The following is a 21,138-nucleotide window of genomic DNA, read 5'->3' on the forward strand; positions in this document are numbered from 1 at the left end:
AACCGCCACGTCAGGCTTGCCGGCGCCTTGGCAGCATGCCCTTGAGTACCCCGTCTCGGTCGATGAAGTGGTGCTTGAGGGCGATAAGTCCGTGGCCAGCGACCAGCGCGCCGCACGCCCAGGCCACATAGGTATGGAACAGCTTCACGTAAGGGGCGACACCGCCATGCTCGCTAGTGAGCGGCGGCAGCTGGAACAAACCCAGCACCATGATCGGCCGGCCAACCACCGAGCTCCAGAGCCAGCCGGAGATCGGCAGGGCCAGAAGCGCCACGGCATACAGCACCATATGGCCATGGTGGGCAGCCTTGCGCATGAAGGGGGACAGGTTGCCGGGCAGGGCAGGGGCGGAGTGAGTGAGGCGCCAGGCCACCCTCAGCACAATCAGGAACAACAGCGTGCTGGCGATCGCCTTGTGCCAGAAAGTGATCTGGTGGTCTTCATTGATCGCATGCCAATGCACGGCCGAGAACCCCAGCACCCAGGCACTTATCCAGATACCGGCCATGAGCCAATGCAGCCACTTGGCCGTGGCGGTGTAATGCTGGGGGGCGTCGTGCATGGTGACCTCGCTGTCGCCAAAGAAGGCGCCCCTGCCATACCTTGCCGCTCAAGGTATGGCCAATGGCCGCGCCGCTAGTTAAGCACACTGCGAGGTAACGTGCAGCGCCTCCTCGGGCTGAGTGTCTACGGGCTCATAGGGCAGGCCCACGTAGTTCTCCGCGATGGTCTGGCGACCGGCTTCGGAACTTACGAAGTAGTCCAGTTCGGTTGCAGTGATGCGTTCGCTGAACGCATCGGCGCCGGGGAAACGGTGCAGCATGGAGGTCATCCACCAAGAGAACCGCTCGGCCTTCCACACACGCCGCAGGCAAATCTCGGAATAGCGTTGCAGCAAGTCGGTACGGCCTTCCTGGTACACCTTCACCAGGATGTCGAACAGGGTGCTCACGTCGCTGGCCGCCAGGTTCAACCCCTTGGCGCCGGTGGGTGGCACGATGTGCGCGGCGTCGCCCACCAGGAACAGCTTCCCGTATTGCATGGGCTCGACCACGAAGCTGCGCAGCGGCGCGATGCTCTTTTCGATCGAGGGCCCGGTCACCAGCCTGCTGGCGAGGTCCTGCGGCAGGCGGGCCTTGAGCTCGTTCCAGAAGCGCTCGTCGGACCAGTCCTCGACCTTTTCCTCGGCATCTACCTGCACGTAGTAACGGGTACGGGTTGGCGAGCGCATGCTGCACAAGGCAAACCCGCGCTCATGGGTGGCGTATACCAGCTCTTCGTTGACCGGCGGGGTATCGGCCAGGATGCCGAGCCAGCCGAACGGGTACACGCGCTCGAAGGTCTTGATGGCATCGGCGGGGATGGATTGCCGGGCAACGCCGTGGAAACCATCACAACCAGCGATGTAGTCGCAATCGAGGCGGTGGGTTTCGCCGTTATGCTCGTAGGTCACCCACGGGCGCTCGCCCTTGGCGTCATGGATCTGAACGTTACTGGCCTGGTACACCGTGGTCGCGCCCGCCGCTTCGCGAGCCGCCATCAGGTCGCGGGTCACTTCGGTCTGGCCGTAGATCATCACTGTCTTGCCGCCGGTCAGGCCCTTCAGGTCGATATGTACCCGACGCCCGCTCAAGGCCAGCTCGAAACCATCATGCACCAGGCCTTCGGCGTCCATCCGATCGTGAACGCCGGCCTTGCGCAGCAATTCAACCATGCCTTGCTCCAGCACACCGGCACGGATGCGGCTGAGCACGTAATCAGGCGTTTGCCGTTCGAGAATGACGTTGGGAATGCCAGCGCGATGAAGCAGCTGGCCGAGCAGCAGGCCCGACGGGCCAGCGCCGATGATTGCGACTGGAGTATGCATGAGGCGTCTCTTATGGTTATTGTGTTTGGAATGCCTGTATTTTTCGTTGCTCCCGTTGCGGCGCACAGGTGAAAACGGCTAAATAACCGGTACTTTTGAGTAATTCGTTCGATTATCGAACCCTCGAGGCCTCCCGTGCGCGTGCCCCCGACGAACGCCGTTCCCACTTTCAAACTGTACGGCGCCGGGCTGGACTGGCCCATCGCCGATCTTTTGCACTGCGAAACCATCTCCAGCCGCAGCCGCGTGTTCCATTGGGAGATCCGCCCGCACCGGCATGCCGACCTCTATCAGCTGCTGTACCTGCACCGGGGCGAGGCCCAGATCGAAGTGGAGGGGCAGCGCCAGACGGTCCGCCAGCCCACCTTGCAGTTCCTGCCACCGCTGGCCGTGCATGGGTTTCGCTTCAGCGAGAATGTCGAAGGCTACGTGGTGACCCTGGCCGCCCCCTGGATCGACCAGCTTCGCGCCCAGGCAGGGATGGGGCAGGACCTGTTCAAGGCGCCGGTGCGGCTGTTGGCCGGGAATGAGCGTAGTTATCTGTATAGCCTGTTCAGCGCCTTGCAGCGTGAATACGAAGGGCCGCAGCCGGGGCGCGAGCAAATGTTGCATGCACTGGCCAATGTGGCGCTGATCTGGCTGGGGCGGCGGATCCAGCAGCACCGTGCCGCCGGGCAGGCGCCGGAGCGGGGCAGCAACGTACTGGCGCGGTTTCAGCAGCAGGTGGAGGCGACTTTCCGCGAACAGCCCAGCGTGGAAAAACTGGCACACCGGGTGGGCGTGTCGGTGCCGCAGCTCAACAGCCTGTGCCGCCGCCTGGCGGAACAGTCACCGCTGCAGATCATCCACCAGCGCATGCTGCTCGAAGCCAAGCGCAACCTCACCTACACCAGCATGACCATCAACCAGATCGCCGACAGCCTGGGCTTCGCCGACCCGGCGTATTTTGCGCGGTTTTTCCGGCGGCTGAGCGGGCAGTCACCGCGCAGCTTTCGCGACGGCCTGGGGTTGGGCCGCGAAGCGGCGGGTGGGGCCAATGAGTCCGTCGGGAGCGCGTGAATCAGTTTACCCGGTCGAGTATCCAGTCCACGAAGCAGCGAACTTTCGGCACCTCGGCAGCGTGCTCGGAGAAGGCAATGAAGTGCGAGCCATTGCTGGGCATTGCAGCCGGCACCGGTGCCACCAGCTTGCCGCTGGCCAACTCGTCCTCCACCAGATAGCGCGGGATCAACGCCACGCCGCAGCCGGCAATCGCGGCGTGGATGCACATGTAAAAGGTGTCGAAGCGCGGGCCGTGGTAGCTGTTGGGCGAGTGCAGCTGTTGGGCCAGGAACCATTCATGCCAGGCTTCAGGGCGCGATGTGCATTGCAGCAGCACCACCGCGGTGAGGTCCGAAGGCTCGCTCAGCGCATGTTCGGCGACCAGATCAGGGGAGCACACCGGGATCACTTCCTCGCCAAACAGCGGCAGGCAGGTAGCGCCGGGCCAGGTGCCTTGCCCGAAGAAAAACGCGATATCGGCCCTGGACTGGGACAGGTCGAAGGGCTCCAGGGCGTTGCTGATTTCCAGGTGGATCTGCGGGTAGCGTTTGCCGAAGCCTTTCAGGCTGGGGATCAGCCAGCGGGCGCCGAACGTGGGCTGGGTAGCGACCCGCAGCACCTCGGTTTCCGCCCCGTAGGAAAGGATGTAACGGCTGGACATGTCGATCTGGGTGAGGATTTTGTTCACTTCGGCCAGGTACAGCGAGCCGGCAGGCGTGAGCTGCAGCCGGCGACGCACACGCTGGAACAGGTGATGGCGCAACATGTCCTCGAGCTGTGCCACCTGCTTGCTCACGGCGCTCTGGGTGAGGTGCAGCTCCTGCGCGGCACGGGTGAAACTCAGGTGGCGGGCTGCGGCTTCAAAGCACTGCAGCGCGGTCATCGAGGGCATGAGGCGGCGGGACATGGCCGGGTCCTTTTGGGCGACTGCCTGGAACGCCCTGGGCAGGCGCACCCGGTGGTACGAAAGCACGCAATATACGGGAACGCAAACGCGGTCGCCACGCCGCAGGGACCGCTTCAAGGTTTGGCCAAGAGGCGTGGGCGTAGTAAAGTCCGCGCTTTCTGACACTGATTTCACAGGGCAGGGCGCGGCGTTGTGGTGCACAATGCCGGCCCGCCGATCGCTAGCAGGTTATGTACATGTTCAAATCCATCGCCGCCGCTATCCCGCCAAAAGGGGTTGTGCTGGCCTTGATCGTGGCCGGCGCCGCGGGCTGTTCCGCGCAAAAGCCCGCCATCTACGAGCATGAGCACTTCGACGACTCGGGCACATTCTCGCGCAGCTATCCGGTGAGTGACACGGCTTCGTGCGAGGCCGCCCGGCGCGCGTTGCTCAGCCAGGGCTACATCATCACCAGCAGCGACCCGAAGCTGGTCAGCGGGCACAAAAGCTTCCAGCAGAACGGCGACACGCACCTGGAAATTTCCTTCAATGTGGTGTGCGCCCCGGACAGCGACAGTGATCGTAGTTCCACGATGTTCGCCAATGCCTTGCAGGACCGCTACGCGCTCAAGAAGGTGAACAATTCGGCCAGCCTGGGCGTGGGTGTGCTGGGTTCGGTGTCCATGCCGATCGGCTCGACCGATGACTCGATGGTGAAGGTTGCCAGCGAAACCGTGGCAGCCACTCAGTTCTACGAGCGCTATTTCGCGCTGGTGGAGAGTTTCCTGCCCAAGGCCGCGCGTGACGCCGCCCACATACCGGACAAGCCCAAGGGCGACCTGGGCATTCCCGAACCATCGGCACCGGCGCCCGAACCTGCCGCCGCGCCGCAACCCGCTGCTGACGCCCAGCCCACGGTGCCTGCCGAACCCCAGCCGGCCGCCGTTGCGCCCGCGGCACCGCAAAGCTCCGAAACCCCGGCACCGCAAAGCTCCGAGCCGGTAGCGCCGCCTGCCGAACAAGCCCCGATCGTGCCTGAAACCAGCGAGCCCGCGCCGGTTCAGTGATCGGCTTGCCGGGCCTGCCTGCAGGCGCGCCGATAGGCACCCGGCGGTTGCCCGGCCCAGCGCTTGAACGCCCGCTGAAAGGCCTCTGCCGAGGTAAAGCCCAACAGCCAGGTGATCTCCCCCAGGCTTAGTTCGGTGTCGCGGATATACGCCAGTGCGAGGTCGCGGCGGGTCTGGTTGAGGATTTCCCGGAACCCTGTGTTTTCCTCGGCCAGCTTGCGCCGCAGCGTCCAGGGCGGCAGCTTCAGCCGCGCGGCCACCTGTTCCAGGTCCGGCTCGCGCCGGCCTTCGAGCAACGGCCCCAGTAGCCCGGCGATCTGTTCGGTGAGGCTGCGGGTGCGGGTTTGCCGGGCCAGGGCTTCTTCACACAACCCGAGCAACTGGTGCCAGGTGCTGGGGCAATGCTGTGGGTTGCGCAGCGACAACACAGGCTGGCCGAGGCGAAGGCGGTTGGCGCCCGCGGCGAATTGCACCGGCGCGTCGCCAAGCCCTTCATAAGCCGTCGCGTAGGCCGGGGGCGGGAATTCGATCAGTAACTGCTCCGCACGTATCGGCTGCCCGGCTACCGTGGACAGTTGACGCAGCCAGCCGCTGAGCAGCGAATCCACCACGAAGCGGTTGAAATCGTTATAGGGGCTGATGGAGTAGAAATTCAGCCAGGCGCCCCGGGCGTCTTCTTCGAAGCTCGATTGCCCGCGGTAGTTGTTGCCGTACAACGGCTCGAAACGGATCAGTGCGCGGGCGGCCTCCCGCACATTCGGCGCCTGGGCCGCAGTTACCCCAGCCAGCCCGGCCTGGGCCGGGTGTGCGGCGCGGCCCATTGCCAGGCCCAGGGCCGGGTTGCCCGTGAGCTGTATGGCCGCGTGCCCCAGCCGCATGTAACGGGCGATCGACAGGGTAGCGTTGGGCTGTGCCAGGCGTGCCGGGTCAAAGCCGTACTGTTCCAGCAACGAGGCAGGATCGTGGCCCTGCTCGCGGACGGCGGCGGCCATCGCCTGGAGGAACCCCACCGACACCTCGCCCAGGCGCAGGTGCCCGGCTTTCATAGCCACAGGTTGAACATCCCGGCGGCCTCGCCGTGCGCATGCGGTCGACCACGGCGCCCAGCCTGCCAGCTGTAGCCCTCGCCATTGCCCACGTGGCTCCAGAACCGCCCGTGCAGGTAGACCACCATACCGGCCGGGGCCGAGCCCTCGAGCGCGGCGGGGGGCGAGGAGGGTGCTTGCTCGGCCACGGCATGCGCGCTGAACGCCGGGACCGCCAGGGCCCTGGCGCCTGCGGCCTGTACCAGTGCCTGTGTTTCGGGCGCGGCGGCATCCTCACCCAGCGCCACGGCCACCGGGCCGGCAGCTGTTTGCACCACTTGCACACCCGGCGCGTCACCTGCGGTGATAAAGCGACGGAAATGTACGCGATGTTGCCGTAGCGGTTGCGCCAGCGGCTGGCCGTCGCTGCCAAACACTAGGCTTGCGTTGTAAAGGGGCCCATCACCGATCACCAGCTTGCCATCGCGCAGGCTCGGCTCTGGCAGCACGATGGAACCGGCTACCAGGGTAATGCCGAACTGCCGGGCCAGCCCACCGAACACCCGCTGGTAGTCCTCGGCCATGCGCGGCGCTTTCATACGGAGCTGGGCTTCGCTGAAACGGTGCCGGCCGTGGCCGCCCAGCCAGGCTTGAAGGAAGGGCAATGGGTTGCTCAAAGTGAGCCAGCCACTGGCGCCCTTGAGCTCGTCGGCCTGGTACACCTCGTCCTTCTCGCCACTGAGCCACAGCCAGGTCCCGATGTGCTCGGGCAGCACCACGATGGTACGTGGGCCCAGCAGGCCCTGGGCGCGTGCCTGGCGCAGGTAGGCTTCGAACTTGAGCTGCAGGCGGCGGGCATCCTGGTAATCCGCGGGGGCCATGCGCGGTTGCAGCCCCAGCAGGTTGCCCGCCGCGCCGGGGCTGCCTTGGTCCAGCAGCACTTCGATGCGCAGGTCTGACAGGTAATGCGCCACAGGCCTTTGTGACGCCCACCAGGCATAGGTGGCGACGCCCGCGGCCAGCGCGGCGGAGCAGAAAAGTAGAGCGAGTTTTCGCACGAGATCGACGTTATACAGGTCATTGAAAGGGCAATGTTACCTTAGCGAACGTGATAGCGACGAACCGGTTTGGGCGCGTGGGTTCCGGGCGGCCGCAAGGAGGGCTCTATCGACCCGGGCCGCTAGCGCGCCTTGTGCTTGATCGCGAGGTGCTTCAGGCCGGCCAGCGTGAGGCCCTGATCACCTGGCAGAAATTACCCGGCGCGAAAGCCGGTTCCTTGTCCGCGATCACGTCAGCCTTCACGTTGCCAAAGGTGGTGTGCGGCTTGTGCCGAATGCCTTCATAAAAGGCCTGGATAATCTCTTCCTTGAACCGGGGGCCACGCGGATGGGCCTGTACCACGGCCTCCCGCTCGGCCTCGCTGTATTGGTCGTAGGCCATGCCCAGTACGTCCATTTCAACGCCAGCGGTTACCAGCGCGATCACCGGGTGCATATGTTCCGGAATGCCTGGGGTGGTATGAAGCGCAATCGCCGCCCACACCGTGTCGATGTCCTGCTGGCTTACCCCATGCGCCGTCAAAAACGTTGTGGCTGCATTGGCGCTGTCCACTTCGAACCGGTAACACGCGCTCGAATGTTGGTGGGTAAGGCCCAGGTCATGGAACATGCAGGCGCAATACAAGAGCTCAGGGTCGAATGCCAGCCCGCGCTTGGCGCCGGCCATGGCTGCAAAGTGATACACGCGGCTCGAATGATGGAAGAGCAGGGGCGATGCGGTATCGCGTACCTGTTCGGTGATTGCTCGGGCGAGGGCGCTGTCCGGTACGCGAGTGATGTTCGGTTCAGTGCTCATGGTGCTCTCCGTGGGGTTGTGCATTCCATTTTCAGGTATCCTCGCAATGTCAGCTATCGGCGCTAACAGCCAGATACTGCCATTTGCGTTCATAACCTGCCTTGGGGAGCTGCCTTGAGAGTCGCGCTGATTGCCTTGCCCAATGTCCAGTTGCTGGATGTCTCCGGGCCCCTTGATGTGTTCGCTCAAGCCAATGTCGAATCAGGCCGGGCCTTCTATGAACTGCACGTGCTGGGCTGCGGTGCCGGGCCTGTTAGCAGCTCCTCCGGCGCACGGCTGTTGGCGGACGGCGTGCTGGGCACCAGCACCGCCACATTCGACACCGTGCTGGTAGCAGGCGCGCCGGGGGCGGCGCAGCTGCGGCTCAAGCCCTCCTTGCTGGAAGGCTTGCGCCGCCTGGCCGGTGCCTCGCGACGCTTTGGCTCGGTATGCACCGGCGCGTTCCCATTGGCCCAGGCGGGGCTGCTCGACGGGGCGCGGGTGACCACTCACTGGGCAGTCGCCGATGCCTTGGCCCAGCGCTATCCCGCAGTGGTAGTAGAAGCCGATGCGCTCTACGTATGCGACGGCAAGCTTCGCACGTCGGCAGGCGTGACTGCGGGGCTGGACCTGGCGCTTGCGCTGGTGCAGGAAGACCTGGGCCGTGAAGTGGCGGCCAGGGTGGCGGCGCAGCTGGTGATGTATTTCAAGCGCCCGGGTGGCCAGCTTCAATTCAGCCGCAAAGGCCAAGCGCAGTTGGCGGGCCGTAGCGTGCTGCAGGAGATCCAGCGATGGGCGGCGGCCAACCCCCAGGCTGATCTGGCCGTGGCCGCGCTCGCCGAGCGCGCGGGCATGAGCGCTCGGCATTTCGCCCGGCTGTTTCATGCCGAGGTGGGTATTACCCCGGCCGCCTGGGTAGAGGCCGTACGCGTCGAGGCGGCCCGGGCACTGCTGGAAGAGGGCAGCGCTGCGCCAAAGTCGGTCGCCGCGCGCTGCGGGTTCGCCAATGCGGATACCCTGCGCCGCACCTTCGTGAAACACCTGGGCGTGACCCCTTCGCAGTACCGGCGTGGGCATACAACGGCATAGGCGGCAGTGCCCGTTTCGGCACGCCCGGTCAGTTATCCGCCAGCAGGCAACACCGCACTTCAACCCCCTTGCCCTCCCGCAACGGCTGAGGCTGTTCGCAGCCCGGGTGGGCATGGGCGCAGCGCTCCCGGAAAAAACACCCCGTCGGCAAATGCCGGTTGCCTGGCAGTTCGGTGCGCTGGGCAGCGGCGTTGCCCTCCAGAGGCTTGCCCAGGCGAGGCACCGCATCGAGCAGCAGCTGCGTGTAGGGGTGCTGGGGCGTCTCCAGCACCGTGGCCGCGTCGCCCACCTCCACGATCTGCCCCAGGTACATCACCGCCACTCGGTCGGCCAGGTGGCGCACCACCGAGACGTTGTGGGAGATCAAGATAAAGGTCAGGCCGCGCTCGCGTTGCAGCCCGGCCAACAGGTTGAGGATTTGCGCCTGGACAGAAATGTCCAGCGCCGAAGTGGGCTCGTCCAGCACGATGACGTCAGGGTTGGAAGACAACGCGCGGGCAATCGCAATACGTTGGCGCTGGCCGCCGGAGAACTGGTGGGGGTAGCGGTCCAGGTATTCCGGGCGCAGGCCCACCTGTTCGGCCAGTTGTTCGGCGATGGCCCGCAGCCGCGCGGCCCCTGGGCGCTGCCGCACCGTTAATGGCTCGGTAATGATCCGCCATACCGGCAAGCGCGGGTCGAGGGACGATTGCGGGTCCTGGAACACGATCTGGGTGCGGTGCCGACGCTCGTCCTGGTTGTTCCACGCGTAGCGCAGGGTGCCGCTGCCCGGCTGCAGCAAGCCCATCAGCAATTGGGCGAGGGTGCTTTTACCGCAGCCGGATTCCCCCACGATACCCAGCGTTTCGCCGGCGCGTACCTCCAGGTCGATGCCGTTGAGGGCGTGGGCGTAGCCTTTCGAACGGCCTAGCCAGTCTCGCCCGATGGCGTAGCGCACATGTACGTCATGCAGCGCCAGCAGCGCGGGCTTGGGGCTTGTCAGAGCATTCATGGCTGGTGCTCCTGCGCCTGTAGCCAGCAGGCGCTGAAGTGAACGGAGGAGGCAGTGGGCATCAGCGCGGGCCGCTGCTCGCAACGGGGCATGCGATAGGCGCAGCGGTCCTTGAAGGTACACCCGGTGGGCAGGTGCGCCAGGTTGGGCAACTGGCCGCGGATGGTGTTCAGGTCCTGACCGGGCACCGCTCGCTCGGGCAAGCTGGCCAGCAGGCCTTGAGTGTAGGGGTGGCGGGGGCTGGTCAGTACCTCCCCGGTGGGCCCTTGCTCGACGATAGCCCCGGTATACATCACATACATGCGGTCGCAAAACTGTGAAGCCAGCGCCATGTCATGGGTAATCAGCAGGATCGCCGTGCCCCGTTCGCGGGCTTTTTCACGCAGCAGCAACAGCACCTGCCGTTGCACGGTGACGTCCAGCGCGGTAGTGGGCTCGTCGGCGATCAACAGTTGGGGGTCACAGGAAAACGCCAGGGCGATCATGATGCGCTGGCGCATCCCTCCAGAAAGCTCAAAGGGATAACGGTCGAGCACCTGTTCAGGGTCGGCGATGTGCATGTCGCGCAACAGCTCCACGGCCTTGGCCCGTGCCTGCTGCTTGCCCAGCGGCTGGTGACGGCGGATCACGTCCAGCAATTGCTGGCCGATGCGTCGGGTGGGGTTCAGGGCTGTCATCGGTTCCTGGAAGATCATCGCCGCTTCGCGCCCGCGCACCTCGCCCAGCTGGCGTTCACTCTGGCCCAGCACATCGTGACCGAGCAACTGCACCGAGCCCCGGGTAACCCGGTAGCTGCCCTTGGGCAGAAGCCCCATGGACACCATCGCCGTCACGGATTTGCCAGAGCCCGACTCACCCACCACGCCCACGATTTCACCGGGCTGTACGCTCAGGGTTACCCCGTTGAGTGCCTTGGCAGTGGTGCGGAAGCCGGGAAATTCCAGGTTCAGGTTTTCAATGTTCAATACGGCCTGGCCCATCCTATTTCCCCTTCTGCCGTGGATCGAGCAGGTCCCGTACCCCGTCGCCCAACAGGTTGAAGCCGATCGCCGTGATCAGGATCGCCATGCCGGGGAAGGTGGAGTACCACCACTGGTCGAGAATGAAATTGCGCCCGCTGGCCACCATCACCCCCCACTCTGCGGTGGGCGGCTGGGCGCCCAGGCCAATGAAGCCCAGCGCCGAGGCCATCAGGATGGCGTTGCCGATGTCCAGGCTGAACTGCACCAGTAGCGGCGGCATGGCGTTGCGCGCCACGTGCCAGTGCACCTGGTGCCAGCGGCTTGCGCCGAACGTTTGCGCTGCCTGCACATAGGCCAGCTGGCGGATGCTCAGTGCCTGGCCCCGGGCCAGCCGTACATAGAAAGGAATGCGCACCAGCGTAATCGCAAGCATGGCGTTGAACAGGCTGGGGCCCAACGCGGCGGCCAGCGCCATGATCAGCACCAGCGAGGGCACCGAAAGGATGATGTCCATGATGCGCATGATCACGCGGTCGAATGCCCCGCCGATGACCCCTGAAAAACAGCCCAGCACCCCACCGATGGCACAGGACGAAAATGCGACGAACAGCCCCACGCCCACCGATTGCCGGGCGCCGAAGATAACGCGGCTGAACAGGTCCCGGCCCACCTCGTCGGTACCGAACCAATGCAGCGCACTGGGCGCCTGCAGCCGTTCGGTGAGTTTCAGGGCGTTGGGCGAGTAAGGGCTGAGCCAGGGCGCGGCGACGATGCAAGCGAGCACCAGCACGGTGATGATCAGGCCGGCCAGCATCAGCGGGCTGCGGCCCACCCGGTACGCCAGCCAGGCAAGCTGCTCGCGCAGGGGGTGGGGCGTTGCGATGGCTGTGGTCATTCACTTCACCTTGGCGATACGGGGGTCGGCCAGCCGGTACAGCAGCTCGATAAGCCGGTTGAGCAGCACGTAGATAAACGACACGAGGATGGCGAAGCCCATGACTGCCGGGAAATCCAGCGCCTGGATGGACTTGACCACGTAGGCGCCCATACCGGGCCAGGCGAACACGGTTTCGGTCAACACCGCGCCGTACAACAGGTCGCCGAGCGCCAGGCCTACCACGGTGATCGACGGGATCAAGGCATTGGGCAGGGCATGGCGCAACACCACCGTCGCTTGAGAAAGGCCGTATGCCCGGGCGGTGCGAATGTAGTCCTCGCCAAGCTGCTCAAGCATGGCGCCACGGATCTGCCGGGTAATCACGCCCAGGTTGACGAACGCCAGCGTGGCCGTGGGCAGCAACATATGCCGCGCGGCGTCGACGAACGTGGCCCCCTGGCCCGCCAGCAGGCTGTCGAACAGGTAGAAACCGCTGACGGTGGGCGGTGCCTCCACGCCCTGGCTCAACCGTCCGCCACCAGGCAACCAGCCGAGATGGCCGTAGAACAGCACGATCAGCCCCAACCCCAGCCAGAAGGCAGGCGTGGAGATACCGGCCACCGCCAGCGTACGGGAAACGTGGTCGATCGCCCGGTTGTTGTACACCGCCGAAAGCACCCCTAGCGGCACGCCTACGGCAATGGACAGCAGCATGGCGGTCAGGGCCAGTTCCAAGGTTGCCGGGAAGAACTGTTGCAGGTCTTCCAGCACAGGGCGGTGGGTGCGGATCGACTGCCCCAGGTCGCCCTGAAGCAAATCTCCCATGTACCGCAGGTATTGCTGGTACAGCGGCAAGTCCAGCCCCAGCTGTTGGCGGATGCTGGCGACGATCTCGTCACTGGCGCGTTCACCCGCGATCAGCCGGGCCGGGTCGCCAGGGATCAGGTGCGAAATGATGAAGGTGATCACGGAAACCCCGATCACCACGATCAGGATGTCCGTCAGTTGCCTGCGCAGCAGGTTCACAAATCCCATGGTTACCTCATGTGCCGGCACCCTTGCGGGCGCCGGAGGCTGTTACTTGGCCATCGCCGTGAAGTCGAACACCTGCTCGAGCATCGGGTTGAACACATACCCTTTCACTTGCTCGCGCATCGGCACGGTGTAGGCCTTCTGGTAGAGGTAGGCATAGGCACTGTCGCCGATCACGATTTTCTGCGCCTGCTGGTACAGCGCCTTGCGCTGCTCCACGTCACTGAGGCTGGCGGCCTGGCGCACCAGCTCGTCCACCTTCGGGTTGCTGTAGAAGGAACGGTTACCCGCCAGGCCCGCATTGGTGCTGTCGAACCAGAAGTTCATGAACATGTAGGGGTCGGCGAAGTCCGGGCTCCAGTTGCCGATCGCCACGTCGAAGTCACCGCTGCCCAGGCGCTCGCGCAGGGTAGCGTTGGCCAGCTTTTCCATGTTCAGGTGCACGCCAAGGGTTTCCAGGCCGGCCTGCAAGGTGAGGCCGATGGGCTCCCAGGCCGGGTCTTTGTCGGAGTACACGAACTGCAGCTGGCTGATCTTCTTCGGCGCCTTGGCCAGGGCGGCCTGGGCGCCTTCCAGGTTCTGCCTGGGCACGGGCAGGCTGGCGTCATAGCCCCACATGCCTTCAGGGATCGGGCCGTTCATCAGCTTGCCTTTGCCCATCGCGATACCCTCGGCAATGCCTTGGTAGTCCAGCGCATCGACGATGGCCTTGCGGGCGTTCGGGTCATTGAGCGGGGCGCGCTTGTTGTTCAGGTAGAGGTAAGTGACCCGAAGGGAAGGGTAGGCGGTGGTGACGAAGCCTGGCTTCTTGGCCAGCGCTTCCACCTGGTCTTCCGGCAGGTCCTCGATGATATCCAGGTCGCCCTGTTCAAGTTGCAGGCGGCGCACCGAAGGCTCGGCGATGATGCGGATTACCACTTTTTTCAGCGTAGGGGCGGCGCCGGCATAGTGCGGGTTGGGTTCCAGGGTCAGCGATTGGCCCTTTTGCCAGGCGGCGAGGCGGTAGGCGCCCGAGCCTGCGGTGTGGCCGGCCAGCCAGGCGTTCGGGTCCTTTTCGTGGGTGGCTACGGCAGGGTTTACCACGCTGGCGCCGTTGTGAGCTAACGCGAAGAGGAACGGTGCGAAGGGTTTTTTGAGGGTGAAGCGCACGGTGTGCGGGTCCACCGCCTCGACGGTCATGTCCTCCGGGAAAATGCTCGACGGGCCCTGCTTGAGCTTCATCAGCCGCTCAACCGAGAACTTCACCGCCGCAGCGTTCACCTCGGCACCGTCATCGAAGTGGTTACCGGGCTTGAGGGTGAAGGTCCACACCAGGTTATCCGCCGAGGCCGACCAGCTGGCGGCGAGGTCGCCTTCCACCTCCGTGCTGCCTATGCCGTTCTCCACCTTGTAGCGCATCAGGCGTTGGTAGGCGGGGTAGGTCACCGTCCAGTCGTTGTTGTCGAACGTCACCCCGGGGTCCAGCGTCTGCGGGTCGGCGGGCTTGCCGATCATCAGGGTGTCGGCGGCCACGGCAGCGTTGGCCGGTTGCCAGGCGCCAAGCCCCAGCGCCGCGCCAAGCAACGCCATGCCACAGGTTGAAAACAGCGATTTACGCGAAAGGTGAGACATGCCGGTTCCTCGATTTTTGGTGGTTTTCTGGGTATTTCGGCAGCTTTCAGCGAACGGGTACGAGCAGGTGGGTGCCGGGGTTCATTTGCCTCGGTCACGGGCGGGTCAGGCCAGAAGGGCAGCCAGTGCGGCCTCGCTCAGGTGGTGATAGTCAATGAGCGGGTAGCGCTCCGCAGCGGGTAATTCGAAATGCCACCACTCACTGGCTATGGGAGCGAACCCCGCCCCCATCATGATCCCCAGCAACAGCAAGCGGTTGCGCTGAACGGCAACAGGAAGGTGCGGGTTGAACGGGTGCGACAGCTCGCGCATGTCGTCGAACCCGGTGCCCATCTCTAGCGCCACGCCGTGTTCATCGAGCAGGGTGACATCCACGGCTACGCCACGGCTGTGGTGCGAGCCCAACGCAGGGTCGCGCACATATTCCCCGTCAGGGAAGGCACGCCACAGCAGTTGCTGGGCATAGGGGGGGCGGTAGGCATCCAGCACCTGCAGCCGGTAGCCTGCCAGCTGTGCCAGTTCGCTGGCCCTGGCCAGGCTGGCGGCGGCGTCCCGGTGCAGCAGGCACTCGGGCGCCTGATAAATGACCCGGCCTGCCAGGTTGTCGGCCGTGGCGTAGACGAGGTTGATGCTCACCCCGTAGCGTTCGGCGTCGATGGGAACAAGATCAGGATGGACCACAAAAGCCTCGTTTCTCGTCAGGAAAGTAAGTACGGGGCCGTTCATTCGAACTGGCCAAAGCGTTGCTGCAGGTGGCGGTTGCGCGCCAGCCGATCGTCCAGGGCGCCCCCATAACGTTCCGCCACCGCCGACACCAGCAGGTTGAGCAGCGCCGCCAGTGGGGCCAACGAGTCCCAGAACTGGCCAACGTCGAGTTTGAGTTGCAGCAGGTCGGCGGGAAAGTCCCGGGCCCAGGGGCAGTGGTAATCGGTAATCAAGGCAAAGGGAATACGGGCCTCGCTGGCTGCCTCGCAGAGCGTGCGGGTTACGCTGGAATACGCGCGAAAGTCCGCCAGCACGATATAGGCGCGCTCGAAGCCGGCGTTGAGCATGTCGGCATAAGTGCCCGACAAGCCATCCACATAGAACGCCCGGGGGCGGATGTATTCGAGCAGGCTGTGGAAGCTGCCCATCACCCCACGCGTGGTCTGGATACCGGCGATGAACACTGCATCGGCGCTGTGCAACTGCTGCACGGCGCTGGCGAAGGCGGGGCCACGGGCGAGGGCATACACCGCTTCCAGCGCAGCCTTTTCCAAGGCCAGCGAGCGGTCGAGCGCGTCCTCCTGGCCCTGTTGCTGGCGGAAGGCACCCAAACGGTCGCCCAGGCGCCAATCACCGCCGCCTTCGCGCAGGCTGTGCTTTACGTCATCGAGGTTGCGATAGCCCAGGGAACGCAGCACACGCCCGACCGAAATCCCGGTGGTGCCGGCTTGCTGGGCGATGCTGTCGGCGGTCTCGAAGGGCAGCTTTTCTGCATTGGCAAGCAGGTAGCCCGCCACGCGCTTTCCAGTAGGGGTGAGCTCGGCGAATGAGGCTTCCAACGTCTCGAAAAAGCTGGCGTGGGTCACGGTCATGTCCCGGTTTGGTTATCGAGATCACATTCCTTGCAGCAATGTTTTGAAACTAACATCGCCCAGCCGCGTGGAACAAGCTAACCCGGGCTGGGATGTCGCGGCTGCGTTCAGGGTGTCGTTTTTGTCGTAACTCACTATGCCTCGGCGTGCCTGTTTAAGGCCGAGGCGCAAATAAAGATTGAATAATCACATAAAGTGTTATTTAAATAACACAAATTAGAACGGCCCCGGGCACCTGCCGGGGCGTGTGAGGCCTCATAACAATGAAAAAAATCGCAGTCATCGGCAGCAACATGGTCGATCTGGTGACCTACATCGACCGTATGCCTGCCCAGGGCGAGACGCTGGAAGCGCCGCGTTTCGCCATGGGGTGTGGAGGCAAGGGCGCCAACCAGGCGGCGGCCTCGGCGTTGTTGGGCGGCAGCGTGCTGATGGTCACCAAGGTGGGTGACGATGCCTTCGCTGATACCACCCTGGCCAATTTTCAGCGCCTGGGCATCGATACGCGTTTTGTGGAACGTGTGCCTGGGGTGTCCAGTGGGGTTGCGCCCATCTTCGTTCAGGACAACGCCCACAACAGCATTCTGATCGTCAAAGGCGCCAACGCTCATCTGAGCCCCGCCGACATCGACCGTGCCGAGCCTGCGTTGCGCGAGTGCGTGTTGATCGTGCTGCAGCTGGAAATCGAACTGGCCAGCGTTTATCACGCCATCGATGTTGGTCATCGCCTGGGGATCCCCGTGCTGCTGAACCCCGCGCCCGCGGTGGCAGGGCTAAGCCCGGAGCACCTGGCCAAGCTGGATTTCCTCGTACCTAACGAAAGTGAACTGGCGTTGCTCAGCGGGCAAACGGTCGACAGCCCGGAGGCTGCATCGCGCGCCGCTCGCACGCTGATGGCCAACGGCGTACGGCACGTGATCGTAACCCTGGGTGAACACGGCGCGCTTTATGTCGGCGAAGAAGGCGAGTGGCGAGTGCAAGGCCATTGCGTCGACGCACGCGATACGTCCGGTGCCGGGGACGCCTTTATCGGTTGCTTTGCCCACCATTGGAGCCGCGACGGTGATATCCGCAAGGCAATGACCCAAGCGGTGGCGTATTCAGCCTGTTCCGTTACCGGTCTGGGCACCCAGTCTTCCTACCCTGACGCAGAACGTTTCGCGCGTTTCGCCGCTGCGCTTGGCGCCTGAGCCGAACCGTCTTTCCAACCCACGTGCTACTTCGCGGAGAACAATAATGAACAAGCCTGCGTTGCAACCTTCACCGGACGGGTTCTACCTGAACCGTACACCCTGGTTCGCCTTCTTTCTGCTGTGCTGCATCTTCGCCCTCTGGGCGGCAGCGGCCAGCATGAACGACGTGCTGATCGCCCACTTCAAGAAAGCGTTTCTGCTCAGCGATTTCCAGACCGCGTTCGTACAGTCGGCGTTCTACCTGGGCTACTTCTTCGTTGCCATACCCGCAGCCCTGGTGGTACGCAGGTTCAGCTACAAAACCACCATCCTGGTAGGCCTGGTGCTGTACATGCTCGGCTGTTCGCTGTTCTTCCCCGCGGCGTCCATGGCCAAGTACGGCATGTTCTTGCTGGCGCTGTTCGTGATCGCTGCAGGGCTGTCGTTTCTGGAAACCGCGAGCAATACCTACTCCACGTTGATGGGGCCACGCGATTCGGGCACTCGCCGCCTGAACATCTCCCAGACGTTCCACCCGTTCGGCGCCATGGCCGGCGTATACGTGGGCAGCTTCGTGATGTTCAAGGACACCGACGCCACGCGTGAACAGCTCGCGCAGATGTCGGCTGTTGATGCCGCCGCACAGCAACTGCAGATGATCCAGTCCACGCTGCTGCCGTACCAGTGGATGATCGCCGTGTTGGCCTTGATGTTCGTGCTGATCGCAATCACCCGTTTCCCGGCCTGCAAAGGCAACCGCAGCCACACCGCCGACAAGCGCACAACCGGTGCCGGCAAGGCCACTATCGGGCAAAGCCTGGCACGGCTGCGGCGCAATCCGCGTTTCTGCTTCGGGGTGCTCGCCCAGTTCCTGTATGTAGGCGCCCAAGTGGGTGTATGGAGTTTCACCATTCGCCTGGCCATGCAAATGGGCGGTATGAACGAGCGAAGCGCGTCGTGGTTCCTGCTCACCACCTTCGCCGCGTACTTCGTGGGCAAGATGATTGCCAACCTGCTGATGCGCAAAATGCACCCGGCCAGGGTGCTGGCCATCTACGGCGTGCTGTGCATCGTGCTGCTGGCCTACACCATCCTGGTGCCGAACATCACAGCGGTGTACGCCGCGGTGGGTGTGAGCATCTTCCTGGGGCCGTGCTGGCCGACCATCTATGGCCTGACCATCGATGGCCTGGGTGAAGACACCGGGGTGGGCGGGTCGCTGCTGGTCATGAGCATCGTCGGTGGGGGTGTGATCCCTATCTTCCAGGGCCTGTTGAGCGATGCCAATGGAGGCAACATGCAGATTGCCTACAGCGTGCCGCTACTGTGCTTCGTGGTCATCGTGGCCTATGCCATGCGTTGCCTGCGCCAGCCCCAGGTTCAGGTCGCCAGCACGGCGACGGCGGTGGCTCAATGAGCCGCCTCGCGCTGCGCCTGCCGCTGTATCAACACACCTGGGGCGACGCCGCCCGGCCGGTGTTGGAAGCCGAGGGTTTCAGCGCCCACGCCTGGACTTACCCCAGTGGCGTAAAGGCGTTGTCGCTGGAAAACGCTCGGGGCCGCCTGGTGGTATTGCCTTGGCAGGGCCAGATGATCTGGGCCGCCGAGTTCGACGGCTATAACTTGACCATGCGCAACCTGTTCGAACAGCCCCGGCCCACGGCCACCATCCTGGGCACCTATGGGTGTTTCATGTTCCATGCCGGGCTGCTGCGCAATGGCTGCCCCACGCCTGAGGACGATCATCCGCTGCATGGCGAAATGCCCTGCGCGCCTATGGACCGTGCCTGGCTGGAAGTCGGTGAAGACGGGCAGGGCGCTTACCTGCGGCTCACCGGTGATTACGAGTATGTGCAGGGGTTCGGTGATCGCTACCGTGCCAGCCCCAGCGTCACGTTGCGGCCCGACAGCGGGTTGTTCGAGATCGGCATGCAGGTCCTCAACCGCGCCGGCAAACCGATGGACCTCATGTACATGGCCCATATGAACTATGCCTACGTGGCGGGTGGGCGATTCAGTCAGCCCCGTGGTTATCAGGGCCAACGCATGCGCGCCAGCGTGCCGGCCCATGTACGGCCCACCGCGGACTGGACGGCGTACATGGCCACGCTTACCGAAGACCCTTCACGGCTGCACATGCTCGATTCCCCCGGCGTGTACGACCCGGAGATCGTCAGCTTCTTCGACGGCGTAGGCACCGACGAGCAGGGGCAGGCGCATTTCTTCCTGGAGCACCCCGACGGCGCGGCCTTTTATACCCGCTACAGCCCTGAGCAGTTCAGCCATGCGGCGCGCTGGGTGTTGCACAACGCCGACCAGCAGGTGGCGGCGTTCATCCTGCCGGCCACCTGTGAGCCTGAGGGATACCTGGCCGAGCGGGGCAAGGGAAATGTGCGCAGCCTGGCACCGGGCGAATTGGCCAGCTTCAGCCTGCTCACCGGCTACCTCAGCCCCAGTGAGCGGCAGGCCTTGCAGCCCTGAGCAGTCAGATCACCAACTGCGCGCCGGTGGCCTGGATGGCGTCGCGGTAGGCGCGGGGGATCTTCTTGTCGCTGACTACGCAGTGGAAGTCGCTCAGCGCGCCAAAATGCGCGGTACGCACTGCATCGAACTTGGAGTGGTCGGCCAGCAGCATCGACTGCCGGGCCTGCCGCATCACCTGCTGCTTGACTGCCACTTCATGCAGGTTGAAGCAGGTCACGCCCAGGTCGAGGCTTACGCCAGCTGCCGAGACAAAGGCCCAGCTCAGCCGAAGCTCGTCAAGGATGCTGGCCTCGGCCGTGCTTTCGAACACCTGGTTTTCGCGGTGAAGGGTGCCGCCGCACAGAACGATGTTGCACTTGGGCTTTTGCTGGAGCTTGAGCAACACATTGAGAGAGTTGCATACCGCTGTAAAGGGAAGGTCATCGGCGATGAAGTCAATCACGAAAGGCACTGTAGTGCCGCAGTCGAAGAAGACGGTATCCCCGGGCTGAATGAACTGGGCCGCGAGTTTGCCGATCCGCCGCTTTTCTTCCACATGGCGGGTGCCTTGTTCGGTTACCCGGTAGTCGCCGGGCTCGGGGTCGTCATGCGCCCGCGTGATATAGCCGCCGAGCAGGCGCAGTTGATCGGGATGACGGCCGAGGTCCCGCCGCAGGGTCATTTCCGACACCTCGAGCAGGGCCGCCATTTCGCGCAGGTGAATGGCTTTCTGATCTTGCAGGGCCTGCTGGATCAGCTTGATCCGGTCAGCTTTTTTAACGTCCATCGAGCATTCCAGCCATACGTCAGTTGTGTTGTAATGCTAACACTTTATGTTATTTAAATAACGCGATCCGCATCGCCCAGAAACAGGAATCCGTGATGACCCAGCGCTCTTCCGCAACATTGGCCAAGATGATCGACCACACCTTGCTGGCAGCCGATGCCAGCCGTGCGCAGATTGCCACACTTTGCGACGAAGCCCGAACCCATGGCTTCTATTCGGTGTGCGTGAACTCGGGCAACGTGCCTTACGCCGCGCAATGCCTGGAAACCGCCGATGTGAAAGTATGCGCCGTGGTGGGCTTCCCGTTGGGCGCTACGTTGACCGCCAGCAAAGCGTACGAAGCGGCCCAGGCGATTGCCGCGGGCGCAGGCGAGATCGACATGGTGCTTAACATCGCTTGGCTCAAGGACGGGTTGTTTGACGCGGTGCGCGACGATATCGCCGCAGTGCGTGATGCCTGTGGGGATGTTCCGCTGAAAGTCATCCTGGAAACCTGCCTGCTGGACGAAGCGCAAAAGGTGCGTGCGTGCGAGATTTGCCGTGACCTGGGCGTAGCCTTCGTAAAAACGTCTACAGGCTTTAGCCGCAGTGGCGCCACGCTGGAAGACGTAGCCCTGATGCGCAGGGTCGTAGGCCCCGACATTGGGGTGAAGGCCTCGGGCGGCGTTCGTGATGCAGCAACGGCGCTGGCGATGATCGAGGCGGGTGCGACCCGCTTGGGCACAAGCTCCGGTATTGCGATCGTGACCGGTGGAACAGGCCACAGCAGCTACTGATACCGTTCCTCCTAGGGGGGAGGGTGTGCAATTCGATCAATGACTTGTCATTTCAGGTCATTGAGCCCCAGCCCTGTGGTCT

At 63.9% G+C, this 21,138-nt stretch carries 21 protein-coding genes; 7 read left to right on the forward strand and 14 right to left on the reverse strand.

What is annotated here, in order from left to right; all coding sequences use genetic code 11:
- Window positions 1-10 precede the first annotated feature (10 nt).
- Both AC3Z8Y_RS09005 and pobA read right to left on the reverse strand, forming a co-directional pair.
- Window positions 11-562 (reverse strand): cytochrome b, encoded by a 552-nt coding sequence (locus AC3Z8Y_RS09005; protein ID WP_490089371.1) that lies wholly within the window; start codon window positions 560-562, stop codon window positions 11-13.
- A gap of 78 nt (window positions 563-640) precedes the next feature.
- On the reverse strand, window positions 641-1,867 hold the full coding sequence (gene pobA / locus AC3Z8Y_RS09010) for a 4-hydroxybenzoate 3-monooxygenase (protein WP_490089372.1): 1,227 nt from the start codon (window positions 1,865-1,867) through the stop codon (window positions 641-643).
- Window positions 1,868-2,002: 135 nt separating this feature from the next.
- Between pobA and AC3Z8Y_RS09015 the strand changes: the two genes are divergently transcribed.
- Window positions 2,003-2,926 (forward strand): helix-turn-helix domain-containing protein, encoded by a 924-nt coding sequence (locus tag AC3Z8Y_RS09015; RefSeq protein WP_490089373.1) that lies wholly within the window; start codon window positions 2,003-2,005, stop codon window positions 2,924-2,926.
- Window position 2,927: 1 nt separating this feature from the next.
- On the opposite strand, the gene gcvA is transcribed toward AC3Z8Y_RS09015, so the two are convergent.
- On the reverse strand, window positions 2,928-3,815 hold the full coding sequence (gene gcvA, locus AC3Z8Y_RS09020) for a transcriptional regulator GcvA (protein ID WP_490089374.1): 888 nt from the start codon (window positions 3,813-3,815) through the stop codon (window positions 2,928-2,930).
- Between the two features lie 236 nt (window positions 3,816-4,051).
- Between gcvA and AC3Z8Y_RS09025 the strand changes: the two genes are divergently transcribed.
- Window positions 4,052-4,861: a DUF2242 domain-containing protein gene (locus AC3Z8Y_RS09025; RefSeq protein ID WP_490089375.1), complete on the forward strand. Its 810-nt coding sequence runs from the start codon at window positions 4,052-4,054 to the stop codon at window positions 4,859-4,861.
- Here the strand turns inward: AC3Z8Y_RS09025 and AC3Z8Y_RS09030 are convergent.
- The 3 genes from AC3Z8Y_RS09030 to AC3Z8Y_RS09040 all read right to left on the reverse strand — a co-directional run bounded on the left by AC3Z8Y_RS09030 (window position 4,855) and on the right by AC3Z8Y_RS09040 (window position 7,740).
- Window positions 4,855-5,907: an AraC family transcriptional regulator gene (locus AC3Z8Y_RS09030; RefSeq protein ID WP_490089965.1), complete on the reverse strand. Its 1,053-nt coding sequence runs from the start codon at window positions 5,905-5,907 to the stop codon at window positions 4,855-4,857. The two genes, AC3Z8Y_RS09025 and AC3Z8Y_RS09030, sit on opposite strands and share 7 nt — an antisense overlap.
- Window positions 5,904-6,944, reverse strand: coding sequence for a carbon-nitrogen hydrolase family protein (locus tag AC3Z8Y_RS09035; protein WP_490089376.1), 1,041 nt, complete (start codon window positions 6,942-6,944; stop codon window positions 5,904-5,906). Before AC3Z8Y_RS09035 ends, AC3Z8Y_RS09030 begins: the two co-directional genes overlap by 4 nt.
- Window positions 6,945-7,098: 154 nt before the next feature.
- The gene (locus tag AC3Z8Y_RS09040; protein WP_490089377.1) at window positions 7,099-7,740 is read right to left on the reverse strand and encodes an HD domain-containing protein; all 642 of its coding nucleotides are present in this window, start codon (window positions 7,738-7,740) and stop codon (window positions 7,099-7,101) included.
- A 114-nt stretch (window positions 7,741-7,854) separates the two neighbouring features.
- Between AC3Z8Y_RS09040 and AC3Z8Y_RS09045 the strand changes: the two genes are divergently transcribed.
- Window positions 7,855-8,808: a GlxA family transcriptional regulator gene (locus AC3Z8Y_RS09045; protein ID WP_490089378.1), complete on the forward strand. Its 954-nt coding sequence runs from the start codon at window positions 7,855-7,857 to the stop codon at window positions 8,806-8,808.
- 28 nt (window positions 8,809-8,836) lie between these two features.
- Here AC3Z8Y_RS09045 and AC3Z8Y_RS09050 read toward each other — a convergent pair whose 3' ends face one another.
- The 7 genes from AC3Z8Y_RS09050 to AC3Z8Y_RS09080 all read right to left on the reverse strand — a co-directional run bounded on the left by AC3Z8Y_RS09050 (window position 8,837) and on the right by AC3Z8Y_RS09080 (window position 15,858).
- Window positions 8,837-9,799 (reverse strand): ABC transporter ATP-binding protein, encoded by a 963-nt coding sequence (locus AC3Z8Y_RS09050; RefSeq protein WP_490089379.1) that lies wholly within the window; start codon window positions 9,797-9,799, stop codon window positions 8,837-8,839.
- Window positions 9,796-10,779 carry an ABC transporter ATP-binding protein gene (locus AC3Z8Y_RS09055; protein ID WP_490089380.1) on the reverse strand — a complete coding sequence of 328 codons (984 nt, stop codon included), beginning with the start codon at window positions 10,777-10,779 and terminating at the stop codon, window positions 9,796-9,798. The genes AC3Z8Y_RS09050 and AC3Z8Y_RS09055 overlap by 4 nt, the downstream gene beginning before the upstream one ends.
- Window position 10,780: 1 nt before the next feature.
- Window positions 10,781-11,656, reverse strand: a complete 876-nt coding sequence (ddpC, locus tag AC3Z8Y_RS09060) for a D,D-dipeptide ABC transporter permease (RefSeq protein WP_490089381.1) — start codon at window positions 11,654-11,656, stop codon at window positions 10,781-10,783.
- A complete protein-coding gene (locus AC3Z8Y_RS09065) occupies window positions 11,657-12,673 on the reverse strand; it encodes an ABC transporter permease (RefSeq protein ID WP_490089382.1) in 1,017 nt (338 codons plus the stop codon). It lies immediately after the preceding gene.
- A gap of 42 nt (window positions 12,674-12,715) precedes the next feature.
- Window positions 12,716-14,281, reverse strand: coding sequence for an ABC transporter substrate-binding protein (locus AC3Z8Y_RS09070; protein ID WP_490089383.1), 1,566 nt, complete (start codon window positions 14,279-14,281; stop codon window positions 12,716-12,718).
- A gap of 105 nt (window positions 14,282-14,386) precedes the next feature.
- The gene (gene ddpX, locus AC3Z8Y_RS09075; protein ID WP_490089384.1) at window positions 14,387-14,962 is read right to left on the reverse strand and encodes a D-alanyl-D-alanine dipeptidase; all 576 of its coding nucleotides are present in this window, start codon (window positions 14,960-14,962) and stop codon (window positions 14,387-14,389) included.
- 41 nt (window positions 14,963-15,003) lie between these two features.
- A complete protein-coding gene (locus AC3Z8Y_RS09080; protein ID WP_490089385.1) occupies window positions 15,004-15,858 on the reverse strand; it encodes a MurR/RpiR family transcriptional regulator in 855 nt (284 codons plus the stop codon).
- A 263-nt stretch (window positions 15,859-16,121) separates the two neighbouring features.
- Here AC3Z8Y_RS09080 and rbsK point away from each other — a divergent pair, with 263 nt between their 5' ends.
- The 3 genes from rbsK to AC3Z8Y_RS09095 are packed head-to-tail and all read left to right on the forward strand — an operon-like array spanning window position 16,122 to window position 19,511.
- Window positions 16,122-17,048 (forward strand): ribokinase, encoded by a 927-nt coding sequence (rbsK, locus tag AC3Z8Y_RS09085; protein WP_490089386.1) that lies wholly within the window; start codon window positions 16,122-16,124, stop codon window positions 17,046-17,048.
- A gap of 46 nt (window positions 17,049-17,094) precedes the next feature.
- A complete protein-coding gene (gene fucP / locus AC3Z8Y_RS09090) occupies window positions 17,095-18,447 on the forward strand; it encodes an L-fucose:H+ symporter permease (protein ID WP_490089387.1) in 1,353 nt (450 codons plus the stop codon).
- On the forward strand, window positions 18,444-19,511 hold the full coding sequence (locus tag AC3Z8Y_RS09095; RefSeq protein WP_490089388.1) for an aldose 1-epimerase family protein: 1,068 nt from the start codon (window positions 18,444-18,446) through the stop codon (window positions 19,509-19,511). Before fucP ends, AC3Z8Y_RS09095 begins: the two co-directional genes overlap by 4 nt.
- A gap of 4 nt (window positions 19,512-19,515) precedes the next feature.
- On the opposite strand, the gene deoR is transcribed toward AC3Z8Y_RS09095, so the two are convergent.
- Window positions 19,516-20,280 carry a DNA-binding transcriptional repressor DeoR gene (deoR, locus tag AC3Z8Y_RS09100; protein ID WP_490089389.1) on the reverse strand — a complete coding sequence of 255 codons (765 nt, stop codon included), beginning with the start codon at window positions 20,278-20,280 and terminating at the stop codon, window positions 19,516-19,518.
- 95 nt (window positions 20,281-20,375) lie between these two features.
- On the opposite strand from deoR, the gene deoC reads away from it, so the two are divergent.
- Window positions 20,376-21,056 (forward strand): deoxyribose-phosphate aldolase, encoded by a 681-nt coding sequence (deoC, locus tag AC3Z8Y_RS09105; RefSeq protein ID WP_490089390.1) that lies wholly within the window; start codon window positions 20,376-20,378, stop codon window positions 21,054-21,056.
- Window positions 21,057-21,138: the final 82 nt, after the last annotated feature.

The organism is Pseudomonas sp. 3MAES_34.3B (assembly GCF_058145875.1).